Source organism: Nocardioides sp. R-C-SC26 (assembly GCF_021246465.1).
Classification (GTDB): domain Bacteria; phylum Actinomycetota; class Actinomycetes; order Propionibacteriales; family Nocardioidaceae; genus Nocardioides.
The window spans coordinates 1-18947 of sequence record NZ_JAHRHK010000027.1; the positions used below are offsets into that span (position 1 = coordinate 1).

The window sequence follows — 18947 nt, forward strand, 5'->3', positions numbered from 1 at the left end:
TGGGTGGCGCCGTCGGCGAGGTCGTGGGTGGAGAGGTGGTCGTCGACCCGGTCGGAGATCTTCCAGGCCAACGACGGCGCCGGGTCGGCGGCCTGCGCGGCCGGCGCGAGTGCGACGACCGTCGCGGCGGCGGCCAGCGGCAGTGCCGGGGCCAGCAGCGAGGTGGCGACGGCGGCGCCCGCCGTACGGCGGAGAGTGCGAAGCATGAGTGAGGAACCTCGATGGTCGGGGGGGTCGCCCTGTCGACCCCCGTGCTGGCCCAACGAACGACCGGAGCGAAGGTGACGTGCGATCCCGAAAGGGAGTCACGAAGGTAAGGCAGTCCTTATCAACACGTATGATCCCACTCTCGGGGCCTTTCTGGACGTCTTTCCGCGTCCAGGTCCGCATCACCCTCACCAGTCCCACGACGCGTCCTCCACGAAACGGCACCGATGTCTCCTTCCCCCACGCCCACGGCCGCTCGTCGCGCGAGCGCCCGCGCGCTCGGCGCAGGCGCCGCGGCGTTGCTGCTGTTCGGCGTCTCCGGGTGCGGCCCCCTGATCGGCGGCGGGCAGGACGACGGGGCGTCACGGCCGGACACGAGCGTGCCCTCGATCGCGGACGTCGAGCCGGCCGCCGACCCCCGTGCCTTCGACGGCGTGCTGGACATCAACCTGCCCGACCCGCGCATCGACCCGATCCAGGCCGATCCGGTGCCGCAGCTGCCGGCCACCGTCACCGATGCCCAGGGCACCTCGGTGCGCGTGACCGACGTCAGCCGGATCCTCGCGCTGGACGTCTACGGCACGCTGGCGCACACCGTGTTCGAGCTCGGCCTCGGCGACAACGTCGTCGGGCGCGACGTCTCCTCCACCTTCCCCGAGATCGCCGACCGGCCGCTCGTCACCCACAACGGCCACGAGCTGAGCGCCGAGTCGATCTTGGACCTCGACCCCTCCGTGGTCATCAGCGACACCTCGCTCGGCCCGTTCGACGTCCTGTTGCAGCTGCGAGACGCGGGCGTCCCGGTGGTCATCACCGACTCCCACCGCGGCATGGACAACCTGGCCTCGCTGACCCAGGAGGTCGCCGACGCACTCGGCGTCTCCGAGGCCGGGCGGGCCCTCGGCGAGCGCATCGAGGAGCAGGTCGCGGCCAAGGAGGCCGAGATCGGCGGAGTCGCGCCGGCGGACGTGACCGGCAAGCTGCGCACGATCTTCCTCTACATCCGCGGCCAGTCGGGGGTGTACTACATGTTCGGCGAGGACTCCGGCGCAGACGCTCTCATCGACGCCGCGGGCGGCTACGACGTCGCCGAGGAGATCGGGTGGAACGGCATGAAGCCGGTCAACGACGAGGGCCTGATCGCCGCACAGCCCGACGTCGTGGTGATGATGTCGGAGGGGCTGGACTCCGTCGGCGGCGTCGACGGCCTCCTGGAGAAGTTCCCCGCGCTCGGCAACACCCCTGCCGGCGAGCACGAGCGGATCATCGCGATGGACGACGGTCAGGTGCTGAGCTTCGGTCCCCGCACCTCCGATGTCATCAACGCCCTCGCCGTCGCGCTCTACGCACCCGACGCGCTCGGCTGACCCGACCCAGAGACCTCACATCGCGATGACCGACACCCTGACGAGCCCCGGAACGACGCCCGAGCCCGACTCGTCGGCGCGCGCCGGCCGTGGAGTCGGCGCGTCGACGCCACGGCCGCGACGGCTCGGTCGCACCACGCTGCTCTTCGCCGGCCTGACGACGGCGCTCGTGGTCGTCAGCCTGGCGGCCGCCGGCTCGGGGCAGCTCGCGATCCCGTTCGACGAGGTGATCGGCTCGTTCCTGCACCGCATCGGGCTCGACATCGGCACCATGCCGACGCACCCGCGCGGTGACGACACGCTGTGGTCGGTGCGGTTCCCCCGGGTCGCGATGGCGATGGTCGTCGGCGCGGCACTGGCGGTGGCCGGAGCGGTCATGCAGGGCGTGTTCGGCAACCCGCTCGCCGAGCCCAGCGTCGTCGGCGTCTCGTCGGGCGCCGCCGTGGCGGCCGCGATCTCGATCGTGTTCAACCTCAGCTTCGCCGGCACCTGGAGCATCGCGGTCTGCGCCTTCCTCGGCGGCCTGATCACCACCCTCGCCGTCTACGCGCTCTCCCGCGCCGACGGCCGCACCGAGGTCGTCACCCTGGTACTGACCGGCATCGCCGTGAACGCCGTCGCTGCCGCCGGCCTGGCTCTGCTGATGTTCATCGGCGACACCCAGGCGCGCGAGCAGATCGTGTTCTGGCAGCTCGGCAGTCTCAACGGGAGCCGCTGGCAGTACGTCGCCGTCGTCGCACCCCTGGCCGCGGTCGGCTGCGTCGCCGCGCTGGCGTGCGCCCGCAGCCTGGACCTGCTCGCTCTCGGCGAGCGCCAGGCCCGCCACCTCGGCGTGGACGTCGAACGGCTGCGGATCTTCCTGATCGTCGTCGTGGCCCTGCTGACGGCCGCGGCGGTCAGCTTCTGCGGCATCGTCGCGTTCGTGGGCCTGGTCGTGCCGCACCTGGTGCGCATGATCACCGGACCGGGCCACCGCGTCCTGCTGCCGGCCTCCCTCCTGGCCGGAGCGCTCGTGCTCGTGCTGGCCGACCTCGGCGCACGCACCTTGGTCGCCTACGCGGATCTCCCGCTCGGCATGCTCACCTCGCTCGTCGGGGGCCCGTTCTTCTTCTGGCTGCTGCGGCGCACCCGGCGCAGCGCGGGAGGGTGGGCATGACCACCCCACGACCTTCTCCGCCTCCCCCGCTCCGCTCCTCCGCGAACAAGCCCGCAGGGGCCCCGTCATGACCACCCCACGACCTTCTCCGCCTCCCCCGCTCCGCTCGCCGGCGGACGATCCGACGCCCGGCGAGGTGGCGCTCCGCGCGCGGGGCATCGACGTCCGGTTCGGCGCGACCACCGTGCTCGACGATGTCGCGCTCGACGTCCGCCGCGGTGAGGTCCTGGCGCTCGTCGGCCCCAACGGCGCCGGGAAGTCCACGTTGCTCTCGGTCATCGCCGGCGACGTCGAAGCCTCCGCGGGCACGGTGGAGGTCCTCGGACGTCCGCTGTCGGACTGGAAGCTGCGCGAGCTCGCCCGCTCGCGGGCCGTGCTGACGCAGGAGCACCAGGTCGCGTTCCCGTTCCCCGTCGAGGACGTCGTGCGGATGGGCCGCTCGCCCTGGCGCGGGCGACCGGAGGAGGACGCCGACGACGCGATCGTCGCCGAGGCGATGTCCACCGCCGACGTCGCGCATCTGGCGCAGCGCTCGTTCGGTGTGCTGTCGGGCGGGGAGAAGGGCCGGACCTCCTTCGCACGGATCCTGGCCCAGCGCACCGGGATCCTGATGCTGGACGAGCCCACCGCCGCCCTCGACATCGGACACCAGGAGGCCGTCCTGCGTCGGGCGCGGGCCGAGGCGGACGCCGGCGCGGCGGTCGTGGTCGTCCTGCACGACCTGAGCCTGGCCGCCGCGTGGTCGGACCGGATCGTGCTGCTGTGCCAGGGTCGCGTCGCCGGCGAGGGCCCGCCGTCCCAGGTGCTGACCTCCACGCTGCTCAGCGACGTCTACCGGTTCCCGATCGAGGTGCTCCCCCATCCTGCGACCGGCGACCTTCTCGTGCTCGCCGACCGCCGATCCGCGCCGTCCCACATCGACCGCGACCTGACCGAGGAGGCAGCCCGATGAGCGGAGACCGACCGAGCGCGGCCCCGGCGCACCCGACCACTCCCGCGACCTCGCGCGTGCACGGCGCCGCGGTGGCGCTGCTCTGCGTCCTGCTCCTCGCTGCGACCATGGCCACGCCTGCGCCCGCGCAGGCGCAGGGCCGGGTCAGCGTCTCCAACGACCGCGGTTCAGCGGTGGCGGACCTGACCTATCGCACCACGCTCACGGTGCGGGGATCCGGATTCCAGGTCGTCCGCGGCGGGTTCGGAGGCGCCTACGTGATGTTCGGGTGGGTCAGCGACCCACGCGGCGACTCCTGGCGTCCCTCGCGCGGCGGACTGACCGGCGAGGACTACCAGTACATCCCCGATGCCGAGGACGCCGCCGACAACCAGGGCTACCTGAAGTACGTGGCCTTCCCGGGCAGCAGCACCGCCGGGGAGGCCGCCACGGTGCTCTCCGATCGCGGCTCGTTCAGCCTGGACCTCGTGGTGCCCGGCCCGGTGTTCCAGAGCGTCGACCGCGACGGCGATCTCGCCGAGGTCGACTGTCGTCGGGTCTCCTGCGGCATCATCACCGTCGGCGCGCACGGGGTGAAGAACGCCACCAACGAGTCGTTCACCCCGGTGCGCTTCGGCACGGTCTACGACAGTGCCCCCGACACAGCTCCCACGGCGAGCGCGAGCCCGGGCGGTACCGGGGACGCGCCCGCCGCGTCGCCGGGCAACGACCCGACCACACCGCCCGCCCCAGCCACGCCGGACCCGGCAGCGGGCGCACCCTCGGTCGCGGTCGACCGGGCGACGGCGGTCGCGGGACGGGCGATGGCGTTCGTGGGACGCGGCTTCCAGCCCGGCGAGCAGGTCAACGCCGTCCTGGACGACGGGGTGGCCGGGCTCGGCCCGCTGGTCGCCGGCGCCTCGGGCGAGGTGGCGGGTGTCCTGCAGCTGCCGGCGGATCTCGCCGTCGGCACCCACGAGCTGCGCATGTCCGGCGCCGCATCGGGGATCAGCGCCAGCGAGCTCTTCCCGGTGGCGGGGGGCGACGTGACAGCGCCCGCGCCCGGTGACGAGGACGCCGAGATCGCGTCGTGGATCTTCCTCGGGGCCGGCGTCGTCGCTCTCCTCGCCGCCCTCGCGGGCTCCGTGGTGATCCGACGCCGGCGGTCCGCCTGATGCGCCCCTGGGGTGCCGGGAGCACGCGCCACGCGATGGCGGCGGTGGCGGCGGTCGCGACGATCGGGCTGGTCACGCTCGCCGTCCGGGCGGTCCTGACGGGGGCGGAGGCCGCCGACCCGACCGACCCACCCGCAGCGTCGAGCAGCGCGCCGAGCACGACCGGTGCGAGCGCCTCGCCCGGGGCGACGCAGACGTCCTCGGCCGAGCCGACGTCGTCGGAGACCCCGACGACGAGCCCGACCCCCACCCCGACCTCAGAACCGACCGCGAGCCCCACCACGAGCCCGACGGTGACGCCGGCCCCCGCGGATGCCGTCGAGGTGGACGACGCCGTGCTGACCTGGGCGATCAACGACGAGAGCAACAACAAGGCATTCGCCCCCGGCACCTTCAACTTCCTCGCCGCCGGGGCCGTGCCCGACCCGGGGCGCGGCGGCCAGACGATCGTTGCGCCCGGCGTGTGGCGCGGCACCTCGGTGCGGGCCTGGCGCGCGACGTCGGGTGCGGTGACCATCCAGAAGCGCCGACCCGACGGGCGCTTCGCGGCCGCGACCTTCGCGGGCCTCTCCACGGCCGTCGACGGGGCGCCGCTCACCTCGACGTCCGGCCCCTTCTCCGGTCACCGCGTCCGCATCGGCGGCGGATCGGGAACCGTCGATCCGACCAGCGGCTCCGCCCGGATCGACTGGCGGGGCACGTTCTCGCTCGTCTACTACTCCGGCTTCACCTTCCTCACCGTCACCGATCCGAGTCTCGTGGTCGTCGGCGGTGTCGGCCAGGTGCGCGCAACCGTCGCCGGCTTCGCGGCCGACCGGTCGAACCCCGACCGCTGGCAGCCGGTCCCGGCGCGCCGGGTCGTCCTGGCCGACCTGCCCCGTCTCACGCTTCCCGCGGCCGGAGGCATCACCGTGACTCCGCGCTACCTCGGGGTCTCCTACGACGCGCCCGCCGACGCCCCGCAGGTGCGCACCGGATCGACCTGGGGCGCGTTCCCCGCCTCGTTCGTGAACTACGTGGACCGTCTGGGATCCGGCGCCTTCTTCTACTCCACCGGGGGTGCTGCGGACCCGATCAAGGTCCCGTCACCGATCGCGGTCTCCTACGACGCCGCCGACCCCGTCGAACCCGGCCCGACGTCGGGACCCACTCCGACGGCGGCACCCACGCCGACCCCGACGACACCGGTCAACCCGCTCCCCCCGCCCCCGCCCGTGCAACCGGCACCTCCCGTGCTGCCCGCGCCCGTGGTACCGCCCCTGCCCGCTCCCGACTCCGGCGAGGTGCCGAGCACCGGTGCGACGACGGGGGTGCCCGCAGCGGTGCCCACCGCGCCGCCCACGGTGTACGCACTCACCGCGGCGTCAACGTCCCCGTCTGCGAACGCTCTGGGAGGCGCAGCCTGGCGTTGGACGCTCGGCGTCGTGCTGTTGCTCGCGGCCGCCGGACTCGCCGCGGTGACCACGGTGGGCGCACGGAGGCCGCGGCGCTAGTCGCGCGTGCGGGAGGTTCTGACGCGCTTCGCGCACGCCCGGCACGCACCCCGCGGCGTCGCCGGCGCTCGCAGAAGGACCCGGCACAGCAGCGCGCCAGCGCCGTGCGCTGCCTGCACCGAGAGCACGCCAACCGTTTCCCAACTTCTCGGACGCACCACTAGCCTCGCCCTGTGCCGAGGATCAGTGCCGGCTCCGTGGAGGAGCACCGCGAGCAGGTGCACCAACGCGTCTTCGAGGCGTTCGCGGCGCTGATGGCCGAGAAGAGCTTCGACGCGATCACCATGGCTCAGCTCGCCGCAGCGGCCGGGATCGGCCGTACGGCGATCTATCACCACTTCCCCGACAAGGAGTCGGTCGTCGTGGCGTTCGCCTCGCACGAGACCAGCCGCTACCTCGAGGGGCTGCGCGCCGCGCTCGACGGCGTCGAGAGCCCCGTCGCCCGGCTCGGCGTCTACATCCGGCACCAACTCGAGGCCGGACAGCAGTTCCACATGGGCTTCGGCGCCCAGCTCTACGGCGTGCTCTCCCGTGAGTCGCTCTCGCAGATCCGCGAGCACGTGGTCGCCGTCGAGGACGTACTGCGCGACCTGCTCGCCGACGGCGTGCGCAGCGGCGCCTTCGCTGTCGACGACGAGGCCGCGACGATGTCGCTGATCCACGCCTGCCTCGCCCCGCGCCACCTGGCCACGTCGGCGATCGAGCAGTTCGTGCTGCGCGCTCTCAGCACGACGAAGTAAGGTCGACCTTACTTTTTTGGACACTCGGGTTGACAACCTGTCAGAATCTTACTGACAATGTGTCAACCTCCGTTCCACCCACCCCGGGAGCTCCTTCATGACCGTCACCGACGCCCCCACCGTCGCCCCGTCGCTCTCCACCGCCATGCGTGAGGGATCGATGGCCGAGCACGAGGCCGCCGAGCACTCCCCCTACATGAGCGAGCTTCTCGAGGGCCGTCTCAACGAGCAGGGCTACATCGACTACCTCCTGCGCCTGCGTGCCGTCTACGCGACGATGGAGAGGGTCATCCGCGCGCACTCCGACGACCGGCTCGTCGCGGCCGTCCACGACCCCGCCCTGGAGCGGCTGGCCGCGATCGAGGCGGACCTGGACCACTGGGCGCCCGGCGTCGCGCGCGAGCTGGACTCGCCTGCGACGGCGGCGTACCAGCAGCGGCTCGAGGACGCCGAGTGGGGCGGCGCCCTGGTGGCCCATCACTACACCCGCTACCTCGGCGACCTCTCGGGCGGCCAGGCGATCGGCCGCATCCTCGACCGCGCCTTCGGCCTCGACGGTGCCGGCGTGGCGTTCTACGACTTCGCCGAGATTCCCAAGCCCAAGCCGTACAAGGACGCCTACCGCGCGCGCCTGGACGCGCTCGGCCTCGACGAGGCCGACACCGCCCGCCTCGTCGAGGAGGTCAAGGTCGCGTTCCGGATGAACCAGGCACTCTTCAACGAGCTCGCGGGCAACCTGGACTCCTACCGCCGCTGACGCCCTTCCGATCCGCCGGCCCTCCCGGCTGCGGGCCTGCCAGGTCCACGACGATGCAGGGCGACGGATCGAGGGGCTTGATCTGGAGCATGCTCCAGGTGTGACACTGCCGTGGTGCCTCCTGTCCGCGGTCTGACCATCGCCGATGCCGCTTCGACGCTCGGCCTCAGCGTCGACACCCTGCGCTACTACGAGCGCGACGGCCTGCTGCTCCGTGCGGTACCCCGCTCGGCCAGCGGCCATCGTCGATTCGGTCCTGACGACCTGCGGTGGATCGATCTGGTGACCAAGCTCCGCTCCACCGGCATGCCGATCCGCGACGTCCGCCGCTACGCCGAGCTCGTCCGAGCGGGGGACGGCAACGAGTCCGAGCGCCTCGGCCTGCTGCACGCGCATCGCCGTCTGGTGCTCGATCAACTGGCGGCGGTGCAGGAGAACCTCGCCGCCATCGACAAGAAGATCGGGATCTACGAGGACCGCCTGCTTGACCCGGAGCGCACTCCAGGGCGTTCAGTGGAGGCATGAGAACCTCACACCACGACTCGCCCGCACCGTCCGACGCGTACGGCGCCGGCATCCTGACGACCCGCACCCTGGGCACGGCGGCGCCGCTCGAGGTCTCCGAGCAGGGACTGGGCTGCATGGGGATGTCGGAGTTCTACGGCACCGCCGACGAGGCCGGCGGCATCGCCACCATCCACCGCGCGCTCGACCTCGGCGTCACCTTCCTCGACACCGCCGACATGTACGGCCCCTTCACCAACGAGCGCCTGGTCGGCTCCGCCTTGCAGGGCGGGCGCCGCGACGCTGTCGTGCTCGCCACCAAGTTCGGGAACGAGCGCCTCCCTGACGGCACCCGAGTCGGGGTCAACGGCCGCCCGGAGTAAGTCCGCGCTGCCTGCGATGCCTCGCTGCAGCGACTCGGCGTCGATCACATCGACCTCTACTACCAGCACCGCGTCGACCCGGACGTGCCGATCGAGGACACCGTCGGTGCGATGGCCGAACTCGTCACCGCCGGCAAGGTCACCCACCTGGGACTCTCCGAGGCTGCACCGGCCACCATCCGCCGCGCTCACGCCGTCCACCCGATCACCGCGCTGCAGACCGAGTACTCGCTGTTCACCCGCGACATCGAGACCGAGATCCTGCCCACGTTGCGTGAGCTCGGCATCGGCTTGGTGCCGTACTCCCCGCTGGGGCGCGGTCTGCTGACAGGCGCCATCACCGCTCCGTCGGACCTGAGCGCGGAGGACTCTCGCACCTCCGCCTACTTCCCCCGGTTCCAGGGCGAGGCACTGCGCGCCAACCTCGTCCTCGTCGAGAGGGTGCGCGACCTCGCCACCGCCCGCGGGTGCACCCCGGGGCAGCTCGCGCTCGCGTGGGTGCTCGCCCAGGGCGCGGACCTCGCTCCGATTCCCGGCACCAAGCGGGTCGCCTACCTGGAGGAGAACCTCGCGGCCTCGACCATCACGCTGACTGCTGACGACCTGGCGGCGCTGGACTCCGCTGTTCCGACCGGAGCCGTCGTCGGAGACCGCTACGGAGACCTCTCCACGATCGACTCCTGACATGCGCGAGGAGGGCGGCCCTGCCCATGTGCGGTTGCCGAGCGGGGACGCCGCCCCTCTCATCGCCGTCCGGGATGGTGAGGATCCAGCCCGTCGTCCAGGTCGAGCCTGCGCGCCAACGCCTGCCGCGCCCGCTCGGCCTGGCGGCGCACATCGAGGTGCTCGTCGCGCAGCCGATCGAGGACCACCTCGATGTGCTCGGTGTCACCGACGACGGCGAGGGCGCGCATCGCCTGCGCCCTCACGCGGGCGAGCTCGTGACCGGCGAGCCGGACCGCGCCGTCGGCGCTACCCGCGACCTCGTGACGGGCAGCCACCTTCAGGCACATCTCGGCGGGTCGGTAGTGGGCGTCGCCGAGGCCGGCCACGATCGCGGGCGTGGCCGCGTCGTGCCACACGTGCAGCAGTCCGCGGGCTCCCCAGCTGCGTACCCAGTGGTCGGCCCACGACGCAGCGTCGACGACGTCGTCGCCCGGGAGCCAGGCATGGCCGGTGAGGCCGCGCAACGCCTCCACGTGGTCCTCGCGCGGCGCCCCACCGAGCAGGTCGACGCAGACGGACACGAACGCCTCGATGCCGACCCGGTCGGCCAGCTCGGCGATGAGCGCGCGCACGGGCTGGCGGTCGGCCATGCCACCGGAGGCTACGCGCAGGAGACGGCGCCTGACCCACATCGCGCTCGACGACATTAGGGTGCCTGACATGAGCCCCGACGTCGACGTCCTGCTCGCGCGCGCCCGTGCCTGGGGAGCCGAGGACCCCGACGCCGCCACCCGCGCCGAGCTCGACGAGATCGTCGCCCGGGTCGAGGCTCGCGACGAGGCAGCGCTCGCCGATCTCGCCGATCGGTTCCGCGCTCCGTTGGAGTTCGGGACGGCGGGTCTGCGCGGCGCACTCGGGGCAGGGCCCAACCGGATGAACCGGATCGTGGTGCAGCGGGCCGCGGCCGGCCTGGCCGCCTATCTGCGCGATGTCGGTCACGGCGACGGAGCCGGCATCGTGATCGGGTACGACACTCGCCGCAACTCCGATGTCTTCGCGCACGACACCGCCGAGATCGTGTCCGGCGCCGGTTTCACCGCGCACGTGATGCCCCGGGCGCTGCCCACGCCGGTGCTGGCGTTCGCGATCCGCGAGCTCGGCTGCGTGGCGGGCGTGATGGTGACCGCGAGCCACAACCCGCCGCAGGACAACGGCTACAAGGTGTACCTGGGCGACGGCAGCCAGATCGTGGCACCGGTCGACGTCGAGATCTCGGCCCGCATCGCCGCTGTCGGCGCGCTGGCCGAACTGCCGCGCGTTCCGCACGACCGGGCCTCGGTGCCGGTGAGCGAGCAGATCATCGATCGTTACCTCGACACCGTCGCTGAGCTGGCGCAGGACGGCCCGCGCGACCTGCGCGTCGTCTACACACCTCTGCACGGCGTCGGTGGCGCCACGGTGGCGCAGGTCCTGGAGACCGCGGGGTTCGCGCCGGCGCACGTCGTCACCGAGCAGGAGGAGCCCGACGGCACGTTCCCGACCGTCGGCTTCCCCAACCCCGAGGAGCCCGGGGCGATGGACCTCGCGCTGGCCCTCGCCGAGCGGGTCGGCGCCGACATCGTCGTGGCCAACGACCCCGACGCCGATCGCTGCGCGGCAGCGATCCCCGCTCCCACGGGAACCGGCGCCCCGGCCGCCTTCGTGATGCTGCGCGGCGACGAGGTCGGCGCACTGCTGGCCCACCACCTGCTGCGCCGCGGGCGTGCCGGCACCTACGCGACGTCGATCGTCTCCTCGAGCATGCTCGGCACGATGGCCGCCGCAGCGGGCCAGCCCTACGTCGAGACGCTCACCGGGTTCAAGTGGATCGGACGGCTGCCCGGCCTCGCGTTCGGCTACGAGGAGGCCCTGGGCTACTGCGTGGACCCCGACCACGTGAAGGACAAGGACGGCGTCAGCGCGCTGCTGCTGCTCTGTGAGCTCGCCGCCGAGGTCAAGGCCGAGGGCCGCACGCTGCGCGACGTCCTCGACGACCTGGCGCGCGCCCACGGCCTGCACGCCACCGGACAGGTCTCGGTGCGTGTGGACGACCTGTCCCTGATCGCCGACGCGATGGCCCGCCTGCGTCAGTCACCGCCGGCCGAGCTGGGCGGGCTGCGCGTCGAGCAACTCGACGACCTGAGCGCCGGCTCGATCGATCTGCCCCCCACCGACGGCCTGCGCTTCACCCTCGCCGACGGTGCTCGGGTGATCGTGCGTCCGAGTGGCACCGAGCCGAAGATCAAGTGCTACCTGGAGGTCGTCGTCCCGGTGGAGGCCGACGCCGACGCCCCGGGCGACGTCGATGCCGCCCGGATCGCCGCGGCCACCCGCCTCGACGCACTGGCTCACGACATCCGCGGGGCCGCCGGCCTGTAAGAGATCGCACGGATAGGGCTGTCGTGGTGGGCGTCCCGGTGCGTGCGTGAGTGCCGCCGACGAGGGAGCCGTGCCGGAGGCACGGCGACCTCTGGAGTTGGCGCTCAGGTGCGTGCGGGGGCGGCGTCCGACCGACATCTGCCCTATCGTGCGATCTCTCAGCGTCGACCCGTCTTCAGGTGACGACGGGTCAACGCGCGAGGACGGCCACGAGCAGAGCGAGGGAGGAGACGGCGAGCGCGACGATCTCGGGCCACGCCGGTGCGCGCTCGACCGCGGCCCGTGCGGCCTCCAGCCGACTCTCGACCTCGGGTGTCTGACGAGGAGCACCCCTGACGCCCACCTGGGCACGGGCGCTCTCCACGAGCGAGACGAGCCGGTCCGCGACGAGACCGTCCTGGCTGGCGACTTGCGGCACCACCCGCTGTGCCAGCGCAGCGTCAGCCCCCAGACCCGTTGCACGGTCACCACGCCGGGCGTCGCGCCGGAGCTGACGCGACGTGCGACCGATGGCAGCACACGAGAACCGGCGCTCTCCCACCCGGACGACGAGCCACTGCCGCACGACCAGGTCATCGACGGCCGCCAACGGCATCCGCACCTCCGAGAGCGGCATCCGCAGCACCAGCGTCGCACGATCGAGGACGCTGACGCGGGGCCGCAGCAGCACGGCCCACGTCGCCGTCAGCGCCAGTGCGGCGAACGCGATCAGCCAGGCCGGCGGAGCGCCGTCCGCGAGGACCAGACCGACCACGACGACGATCAGCCCGACGGCGAGGTAGCCGTAGACCAGACCCGACGCGCTGCGGAAGTGCAGGTCCGGCGCCACCTCAGGTCCGCTCATACGCCTCACCCTAGAGAGCCGGTCACGGGTACCGCCGCGGCGGCACCCGCGGGCTGGCCGTGGCACCACCACCACCTCCTATGCTGAGGAGATGCCCGCGCTCACCTCCCCCGGCGCGACCGGGGACCTCTCGGACGTCACCGCCAGCGATGCGACGTTGCGGCGGTTCCTGCACGGACTGCCCGGCGTCGACCAGGTGGGAGCGGAGGCCCGCGCCGCATCGCTCGGCACCCGCTCGATCAAGACCACGGCCAAGGCCCAGGCGATCGACCTCGCGATCAGGATGGTCGACCTGACCACGCTGGAGGGCCAGGACACGCCCGGCAAGGTACGGGCGCTGGCCAGCAAGGCGATGCGCCCCGACCCCACCGACGCGACCTGCCCGGCCACCGCCGCCGTCTGCGTCTACCCCGACCTGGTCGGGGTCGCCAAGCAGCAGCTCGGCGACTCCGGCGTCAACGTCGCCGCCGTGGCGGCGGCGGTCCCCCGCGGCCGCGCCCCGCTCGACATCAAGCTCGCCGACACCCGCGACGCGGTCGCGGCGGGCGCCGACGAGATCGACATGGTGATCGACCGCGGCGCCTTCCTCACCGGTCGCTACCTGCAGGTCTTCGAGGAGATCGTCGCGGTGCGCGGAGCCTGCGAGCGCCCCGGCGGCGGCGAACCGGCGCACCTGAAGGTGATCTTCGAGACCGGCGAGCTGCAGACCTACGACAACGTGCGGCGTGCCAGCTGGCTGGCGATGCTGGCGGGCGCTCACTTCATCAAGACCTCCACCGGCAAGGTGCAGCCCGCAGCGACCCTGCCCGTGACGCTGGTGATGCTCGAGGCGGTCCGCGACTACCGCGAGGCCACCGGTCAGATGGTCGGGGTGAAGCCCGCGGGGGGCATCCGCACCACCAAGGACGCGGTGAAGTACCTGGTGATGGTCAACGAGGTCGTCGGCGCCGACTGGCTCGACCCCGACTGGTTCCGCTTCGGCGCCTCCACCCTGCTCAACGACCTGCTCATGCAGCGCAGCAAGCTCGCCACCGGCCGCTACTCCGGCCCCGACTACGTGACGATCGACTAAGTGATTCCGCGGAGGACACCCATGGAGTTCGAGTACGCCCCGGCGCCCGAGTCGCGCAGCGTCGTCGACCTGAAGCCTTCCTACGGCCTGTTCATCGGCGGCGAGTTCGTCGACGGCCACGGCGGTGCCTTCAAAACCATCAGCCCAGCGACCGAGGAGGTGCTCGCCGAGGTCGCCGAGGCCGACGAGGCCGACGTCGACGCGGCGGTCAAGGCCGCCCGACGCGCCTACGACCGAGTGTGGTCGAAGCTGTCCGGCGCCGAGCGGGCCAAGTACCTCTACCGGATCGCGCGGATCATCCAGGAGCGCAGCCGCGAGCTTGCCGTCGCCGAGTCCCTCGACAACGGCAAGCCGATCAAGGAGAGCCGCGACGTCGACGTCCCGACCGTCGCCGCGCACTTCTTCTACTACGCCGGTTGGGCCGACAAGCTCGAGTACGCGGGTCTCGGCACCGACCCACGCCCCCTCGGCGTCGCGGGCCAGGTCATCCCCTGGAACTTCCCGTTGCTGATGCTGGCCTGGAAGGTCGCTCCCGCCCTGGCGTGCGGCAACACCGTGGTGCTGAAGCCGGCCGAGACCACCCCGCTCACCGCACTGCTCTTCGCCGAGATCTGCCAGCAGGCCGACCTGCCTGCCGGCGTCGTCAACATCGTCACCGGAGCGGGTGCGACAGGCCAGGCGCTGGTCTCCCACCCGGGCGTCGACAAGGTCGCGTTCACGGGCTCGACCGAGGTCGGCAAGGCGATCGCTCGCGCGGTCGCCGGAACCGACAAGAAGGTGACACTCGAACTCGGCGGCAAGGCCGCCAACATCGTCTTCGACGATGCCCCGATCGACCAGGCGGTCGAAGGCATCGTCACCGGGATCTTCTTCAACCAGGGCCACGTCTGCTGCGCCGGTTCGCGGCTGCTCGTGCAGGAGTCGATCGCCGAGGAGGTGCTGGCGCGCCTCAAGCGCCGGATGTCCACGCTGCGCGTCGGCGACCCGCTCGACAAGAACACCGACATCGGCGCGATCAACTCCGCCGAGCAGCTGGCTCGGATCCGGGAGCTGTCGGCCGTCGGCGAGGCCGAGGGCGCCGACCGGTGGTCGCCGCCGTGCGAGCTGCCCGACCGTGGGTTCTGGTTCCCCCCGACGTTGTTCACCGACGTCACCCAGGCGCACCGGATCGCCCGGGAGGAGATCTTCGGCCCGGTGCTCTCCGTGCTGACCTTCCGTACTCCGGCCGAGGCCGTGGAGAAGGCCAACAACACGCCCTTCGGCCTCTCCGCCGGAGTGTGGACGGAGAAGGGGTCGCGGATCCTGCACGTCGCCTCCGCGCTGCGGGCCGGCGTCGTCTGGGCCAACACGTTCAACAAGTTCGACCCCACCAGCCCGTTCGGCGGCTACCAGGAGTCCGGGTACGGCCGCGAGGGCGGCCGGCACGGGCTCGCGGCCTACCTGAAGGGAGGCGAGCTCTGATGGCCGCCCCACGGATCGACGTCCGCAAGACCTACAAGCTCTACATCGGCGGCGCGTTCCCGCGCTCGGAGTCGGGCTACTCCTACACCGCTCTGGATGCGAAGGGACGCTTCGTGGCCAACGCCGCACTGGCCTCACGCAAGGACGCCCGCGATGCCGTCGTCGCCGCCCGCAAGGCCTTCGGCGGCTGGTCAGGCCGGACGGCGTACAACCGCGCGCAGATCCTCTACCGGGTCGCCGAGGTGCTGGAGGATCGCCGCCCGCAGTTCGCGCTCGCCGTCCAGCAGTCCGAGGGGCTGACGCCCGCCAGGGCCAACGCCGTCGTGGACGCCGCCGTCGACCGGCTGGTCTGGTACGCCGGCTGGGCCGACAAGCTCACGCAGGTGGTCGGCAACGCGAACCCCGTCGCCGGGCCCTTCTTCAACCTCTCCACGCCCGAGCCGACCGGTGTCGTCGCCGTGCTCGCCCCGCAGGGCTCCTCGCTGCTGGGCCTCGTCTCGGTCCTCGCGCCCGTCATCGTCACCGGCAACACCGTCGTGCTGGTCTCCTCCTACGCACGGCCGCTGCCGGCCGTGAACCTGGCCGAGGTGCTCGCCACCTCCGATGTTCCCGGCGGCGTGGTCAACATCCTGACCGGTGACGCCGCCACCGTGGCGCCGTGGCTGGCCGCGCACCTCGACGTCAACGCGATCGACCTGGCGGGCGTCGCCGGGGACACCGAGCTCGCGACGTCGCTGGAGGTCGCCGCTGCCGACAATCTCAAGCGCGTGCGTCGTGCCCCGGCCACCGAGCCCGACTGGGCCGCCGCTCCCGATCTGACCGCGATGACCGACTTCGTCGAGATCAAGACGGTCTGGCACCCGATGGGTGTCTGACAGATCGGAGGAGGCGGACATGGACGGTGACGCGTCGGCTGGACCGGTCGCGCGGGTCGTCGTCCTCGCCGGCCCCTCGGGCTCGGGGAAGTCGCGTCTGGCCGCTCGGCTGGGCCTCCCGGTGTTGCGGCTCGACGACTACTACAAGGACGGCGACGACCCCACCCTCCCCCGCCTGACCACCGGTCCGAACGCCGGGCTGGTCGACTGGGATCACCCCGACTCGTGGTTCCCCCGGGACGCCGTCGCTGCCATCGAGACGCTGTGTCACCAGGGCCGGGTCGACGTGCCCGTGTACGAGATCGCCCAGAACGGCCGATGCGGCTGGCAGCGTCTCGACCTCGCGGGCGCGAACCTGTTCGTGGCCGAGGGCATCTTCGCCGCCGACGTCGTCGCGGCGGCGCGCGACGCCGGGGTGCTCGCGGCGGCCTACTGCGTGCGTCGATCCGCATGGACGACCTTCTGGCTGCGGCTGATGCGCGATCTGCGGGAGCGACGCAAGCCGCCGCTCGTCCTCGTCAGGCGCGGCGTGGCACTGGCGCGCGCCCAACGGAGCGTGGTCGCGGACGCGACCGCCAAGGGATGCACCCCACTCGCACCCGACGAGATCGTCAGCCGGGTCGAGGCCCTCGCGCGCGAGCAGCACGACGTCGGTCGCGTGCCGCGCTGACCCGGTCGCGTGGCGGGGCGTCAGCTGTCGGGGCCCGCCGCCAGCACGGCGTAGCCGGGCTTGATCACCTCGTCGATCAACGCCAGACGCTCGTCGAAGGGGAGGAACGCCGACTTCATCGCGTTGATCGTGAACCACCGCAGGTCGGCCCAGCCGAACCCGAACGTCTCGACCAGTCGCGTCATCTCGTGCGTCATCGAGGTACCGCTCATCAACCTGTTGTCGGTGTTGACGGTGACGCGGAACCGCAGCCGGGTCAGGGCACCGATCGGGTGCTCGGCGAGTGACGCCGCTGCCCCGGTCTGGAGGTTCGAGGTCGGGCACATCTCCAGGGGGATCCGGGTGTCCCGCACGTACGCGGCCAGGCGACCGAGCTCGACCCGACCGTCGTCGTGGGTGGTGACGTCGTCGATGATCCGGACGCCGTGCCCGAGGCGGTCGGCGCCGCACCACTGCAGCGCCTGCCAGATCGACGGCAGGCCGAACCCCTCGCCGGCGTGGATCGTGAAGTGGGCGTTCTCGCGCTGCAAGTACTCGAAGGCGTCGAGGTGCCGCGTGGGCGGGTAGCCCGCCTCGGCTCCCGCGATGTCGAAACCTGCTACCCCGCGATCACGCCAGGCGACGGCCAACTCGGCGATCTCCATCGACCGCGCCTGGTGACGCATCGCGGTCAGCAGCTGGCGCACGACCAGACCTCTGCCGCGGGCCGCCGCGGCGGCGACGCCGTCGGCGAAGCCGGGCTGGGCCGCGGCCACGGCCTCGTCCAGGCTCAACCCGCGTTCGACATGCTGCTCGGGCGCGTAGCGCACCTCGGCGTAGACGACGCCGTCGTCGGCGAGGTCCTCGGCGCACTCGCGCGCCACCCGCCGCAGGCCCTCGGCAGTCTGCATCACCGCGACGGTGTGGGAGAAGGTCTCCAGGTAGCGCTCGAGCGAGCCGGAGTCGGCGGCGTCGCGGAACCAGCGGCCCAACGACTCGGCGTCGTCCGCCGGCAGCACGTGGCCGATCGGCTCGGCGAGCTCGATGATCGTCGCGGGGCGCAGGCCGCCGTCGAGGTGGTCGTGCAGGAGCACCTTGGGGGCCTGCCGGATCAGCTCGCGTGTAGGTTCCACCTCGCCATCCTGGCACCCGGCGCCGAGCGCGCCCACCGGATCAGCTCACCGACTTTCGCGGAGGATCACCCATATGCGCACCTTCACCACGTTCGAGGAGATCGACGCGGCGGTCGGCGAGGAGCTGGGCACCAGCGCGTGGGTGGAGATCGACCAGCAGCGGGTCGACACCTTCGCCGAGGCCACCGGCGACCACCAGTGGATCCACGTGGACGTCGAGCGCAGCAAGACCGGGCCGTTCGGTGGCACGATCGCGCACGGCTACCTCACGCTCTCCCTCGTGCCGTGGCTGGGTAGCGAGATCTTCGACTTCGCCACCCCCGGCGCCAAGCTCAACTACGGCGTCAACAAGGTGCGGTTCCCCAGCCCCGTGCTGGTCGGCAAGCGGGTGCGCTCGACGATCACCCTCGGCGCCTGCGACGACCTGCCCGCAGGCAAGCAGGTGACCCTCAAGCACGTCATCGAGATCGAAGGCGAGTCCAAGCCGGCCTGCGTCGCCGAGAGTGTCGTCCTGCTGTTGGCGGAGTGAGATCGTCGGACGTCGCGCGACGCTGTGGTTGACGGCGAGAGCGTGGCGGCGCCTCAGCTGCGCGAAGACGCCAGGGCGGCCGCCGCCCCGCCGGTCTCGAGTGCCAGCGAGCCCCAGTGCACGCCGTCGAGATCCGCGTCGTCCACGGCCATGCCGAGCAGACGACCCGACGCTGCGCCGAGCCACGCCAGGCCGACGGCGCGGCGTGCGGCGGGGTCGCTCGACAGCACACCCCAGACGCCCAGGGCCACATAGGCCGCACCCAGGCCGGCCCGCACCTCCAGGCGCGCCCGCCCGGCGATCTCGCCCGAGCGACCGAACTGCATCGCCTCGGCGACGCGCTCGGGCATGACGACGCCGGCCAGACCGCTGGCGGCGAGCACCAGGGCACTGGCCCGCCCGAGCCGTACAGCATTCATCTCGCCCATCGCGCTAGTGGTGCGTCCGAGAAGTTCTGAAACGGTTGGCGTGCTCCCGGTGCGTGCAGCGCAAGGCGCCGGCGCGCAGCCATACCAGGTTGTCTCGCAAGCGTCGGCAACGCCGCGGGGTGCGTGCCGGGGGTGCGCGAAGCGCATCAGAACTTCCCG

The 18947-nt window shown here is 72.2% G+C and carries 19 protein-coding genes and 1 pseudogene; 15 read left to right on the plus strand and 5 right to left on the minus strand.

Annotation, left to right across the window (positions count from 1 at the left end; all coding sequences use genetic code 11):
* The coding region (locus KSO97_RS16670; protein WP_232680947.1) for a hypothetical protein at positions 1-206 on the minus strand (206 nt) is incomplete at its 3' end.
* A gap of 228 nt (positions 207-434) precedes the next feature.
* Between KSO97_RS16670 and KSO97_RS16675 the strand changes: the two genes are divergently transcribed.
* From KSO97_RS16675 to KSO97_RS16715, 9 genes and pseudogenes are all read left to right on the plus strand, one after another.
* Positions 435-1574 carry a hemin ABC transporter substrate-binding protein gene (locus KSO97_RS16675; RefSeq protein ID WP_232680953.1) on the plus strand — a complete coding sequence of 380 codons (1140 nt, stop codon included), beginning with the start codon at positions 435-437 and terminating at the stop codon, positions 1572-1574.
* A gap of 25 nt (positions 1575-1599) precedes the next feature.
* Positions 1600-2730: an iron ABC transporter permease gene (locus KSO97_RS16680; protein ID WP_232680954.1), complete on the plus strand. Its 1131-nt coding sequence runs from the start codon at positions 1600-1602 to the stop codon at positions 2728-2730.
* A 67-nt stretch (positions 2731-2797) separates the two neighbouring features.
* Positions 2798-3682 carry a heme ABC transporter ATP-binding protein gene (locus KSO97_RS16685; RefSeq protein WP_232680955.1) on the plus strand — a complete coding sequence of 295 codons (885 nt, stop codon included), beginning with the start codon at positions 2798-2800 and terminating at the stop codon, positions 3680-3682.
* Positions 3679-4836, plus strand: a complete 1158-nt coding sequence (locus KSO97_RS16690; protein ID WP_232680957.1) for a hypothetical protein — start codon at positions 3679-3681, stop codon at positions 4834-4836. The genes KSO97_RS16685 and KSO97_RS16690 overlap by 4 nt, the downstream gene beginning before the upstream one ends.
* Positions 4836-6329 carry a hypothetical protein gene (locus KSO97_RS16695; protein ID WP_232680959.1) on the plus strand — a complete coding sequence of 498 codons (1494 nt, stop codon included), beginning with the start codon at positions 4836-4838 and terminating at the stop codon, positions 6327-6329. Before KSO97_RS16690 ends, KSO97_RS16695 begins: the two co-directional genes overlap by 1 nt.
* Before the next feature lie 173 nt (positions 6330-6502).
* Positions 6503-7069 (plus strand): TetR/AcrR family transcriptional regulator, encoded by a 567-nt coding sequence (locus tag KSO97_RS16700; RefSeq protein ID WP_232680962.1) that lies wholly within the window; start codon positions 6503-6505, stop codon positions 7067-7069.
* Positions 7070-7166: 97 nt separating this feature from the next.
* Positions 7167-7826, plus strand: coding sequence for a heme oxygenase (biliverdin-producing) (locus tag KSO97_RS16705; RefSeq protein WP_232680965.1), 660 nt, complete (start codon positions 7167-7169; stop codon positions 7824-7826).
* 114 nt (positions 7827-7940) lie between these two features.
* A complete protein-coding gene (locus tag KSO97_RS16710) occupies positions 7941-8351 on the plus strand; it encodes a MerR family transcriptional regulator (protein WP_232680966.1) in 411 nt (136 codons plus the stop codon).
* A gap of 116 nt (positions 8352-8467) precedes the next feature.
* A pseudogene (locus KSO97_RS16715) lies at positions 8468-9397 on the plus strand (aldo/keto reductase).
* A 59-nt stretch (positions 9398-9456) separates the two neighbouring features.
* Here the strand turns inward: KSO97_RS16715 and KSO97_RS16720 are convergent.
* Positions 9457-10029, minus strand: a complete 573-nt coding sequence (locus tag KSO97_RS16720; RefSeq protein ID WP_232680968.1) for a HEAT repeat domain-containing protein — start codon at positions 10027-10029, stop codon at positions 9457-9459.
* Between the two features lie 70 nt (positions 10030-10099).
* On the opposite strand from KSO97_RS16720, the gene KSO97_RS16725 reads away from it, so the two are divergent.
* Positions 10100-11797, plus strand: a complete 1698-nt coding sequence (locus KSO97_RS16725) for a phospho-sugar mutase (protein WP_232680972.1) — start codon at positions 10100-10102, stop codon at positions 11795-11797.
* Between the two features lie 190 nt (positions 11798-11987).
* Here KSO97_RS16725 and KSO97_RS16730 read toward each other — a convergent pair whose 3' ends face one another.
* On the minus strand, positions 11988-12641 hold the full coding sequence (locus tag KSO97_RS16730; RefSeq protein ID WP_232680974.1) for a hypothetical protein: 654 nt from the start codon (positions 12639-12641) through the stop codon (positions 11988-11990).
* 91 nt (positions 12642-12732) lie between these two features.
* Here KSO97_RS16730 and deoC point away from each other — a divergent pair, with 91 nt between their 5' ends.
* The 4 genes from deoC to KSO97_RS16750 are packed head-to-tail and all read left to right on the plus strand — an operon-like array spanning position 12733 to position 16719.
* A complete protein-coding gene (gene deoC / locus KSO97_RS16735; protein ID WP_232680979.1) occupies positions 12733-13713 on the plus strand; it encodes a deoxyribose-phosphate aldolase in 981 nt (326 codons plus the stop codon).
* Positions 13714-13734: 21 nt separating this feature from the next.
* Positions 13735-15174, plus strand: coding sequence for an aldehyde dehydrogenase family protein (locus tag KSO97_RS16740; protein ID WP_232680983.1), 1440 nt, complete (start codon positions 13735-13737; stop codon positions 15172-15174).
* The gene (locus KSO97_RS16745) at positions 15174-16049 is read left to right on the plus strand and encodes an aldehyde dehydrogenase family protein (RefSeq protein ID WP_232680986.1); all 876 of its coding nucleotides are present in this window, start codon (positions 15174-15176) and stop codon (positions 16047-16049) included. Before KSO97_RS16740 ends, KSO97_RS16745 begins: the two co-directional genes overlap by 1 nt.
* A 19-nt stretch (positions 16050-16068) precedes the next feature.
* A complete protein-coding gene (locus KSO97_RS16750) occupies positions 16069-16719 on the plus strand; it encodes an ATP-binding protein (RefSeq protein WP_232680990.1) in 651 nt (216 codons plus the stop codon).
* A 20-nt stretch (positions 16720-16739) separates the two neighbouring features.
* On the opposite strand, the gene KSO97_RS16755 is transcribed toward KSO97_RS16750, so the two are convergent.
* Complete coding sequence (locus KSO97_RS16755; RefSeq protein ID WP_232680993.1) at positions 16740-17831, minus strand: adenosine deaminase; 1092 nt, start codon at positions 17829-17831, stop codon at positions 16740-16742.
* Between the two features lie 73 nt (positions 17832-17904).
* Here KSO97_RS16755 and KSO97_RS16760 point away from each other — a divergent pair, with 73 nt between their 5' ends.
* On the plus strand, positions 17905-18360 hold the full coding sequence (locus KSO97_RS16760; RefSeq protein WP_232680995.1) for a MaoC family dehydratase: 456 nt from the start codon (positions 17905-17907) through the stop codon (positions 18358-18360).
* Between the two features lie 53 nt (positions 18361-18413).
* Here the strand turns inward: KSO97_RS16760 and KSO97_RS16765 are convergent, their stop codons facing one another.
* Positions 18414-18779 (minus strand): hypothetical protein, encoded by a 366-nt coding sequence (locus KSO97_RS16765; protein ID WP_232680997.1) that lies wholly within the window; start codon positions 18777-18779, stop codon positions 18414-18416.
* Between the last annotated feature and the right edge of the window lie 168 nt (positions 18780-18947).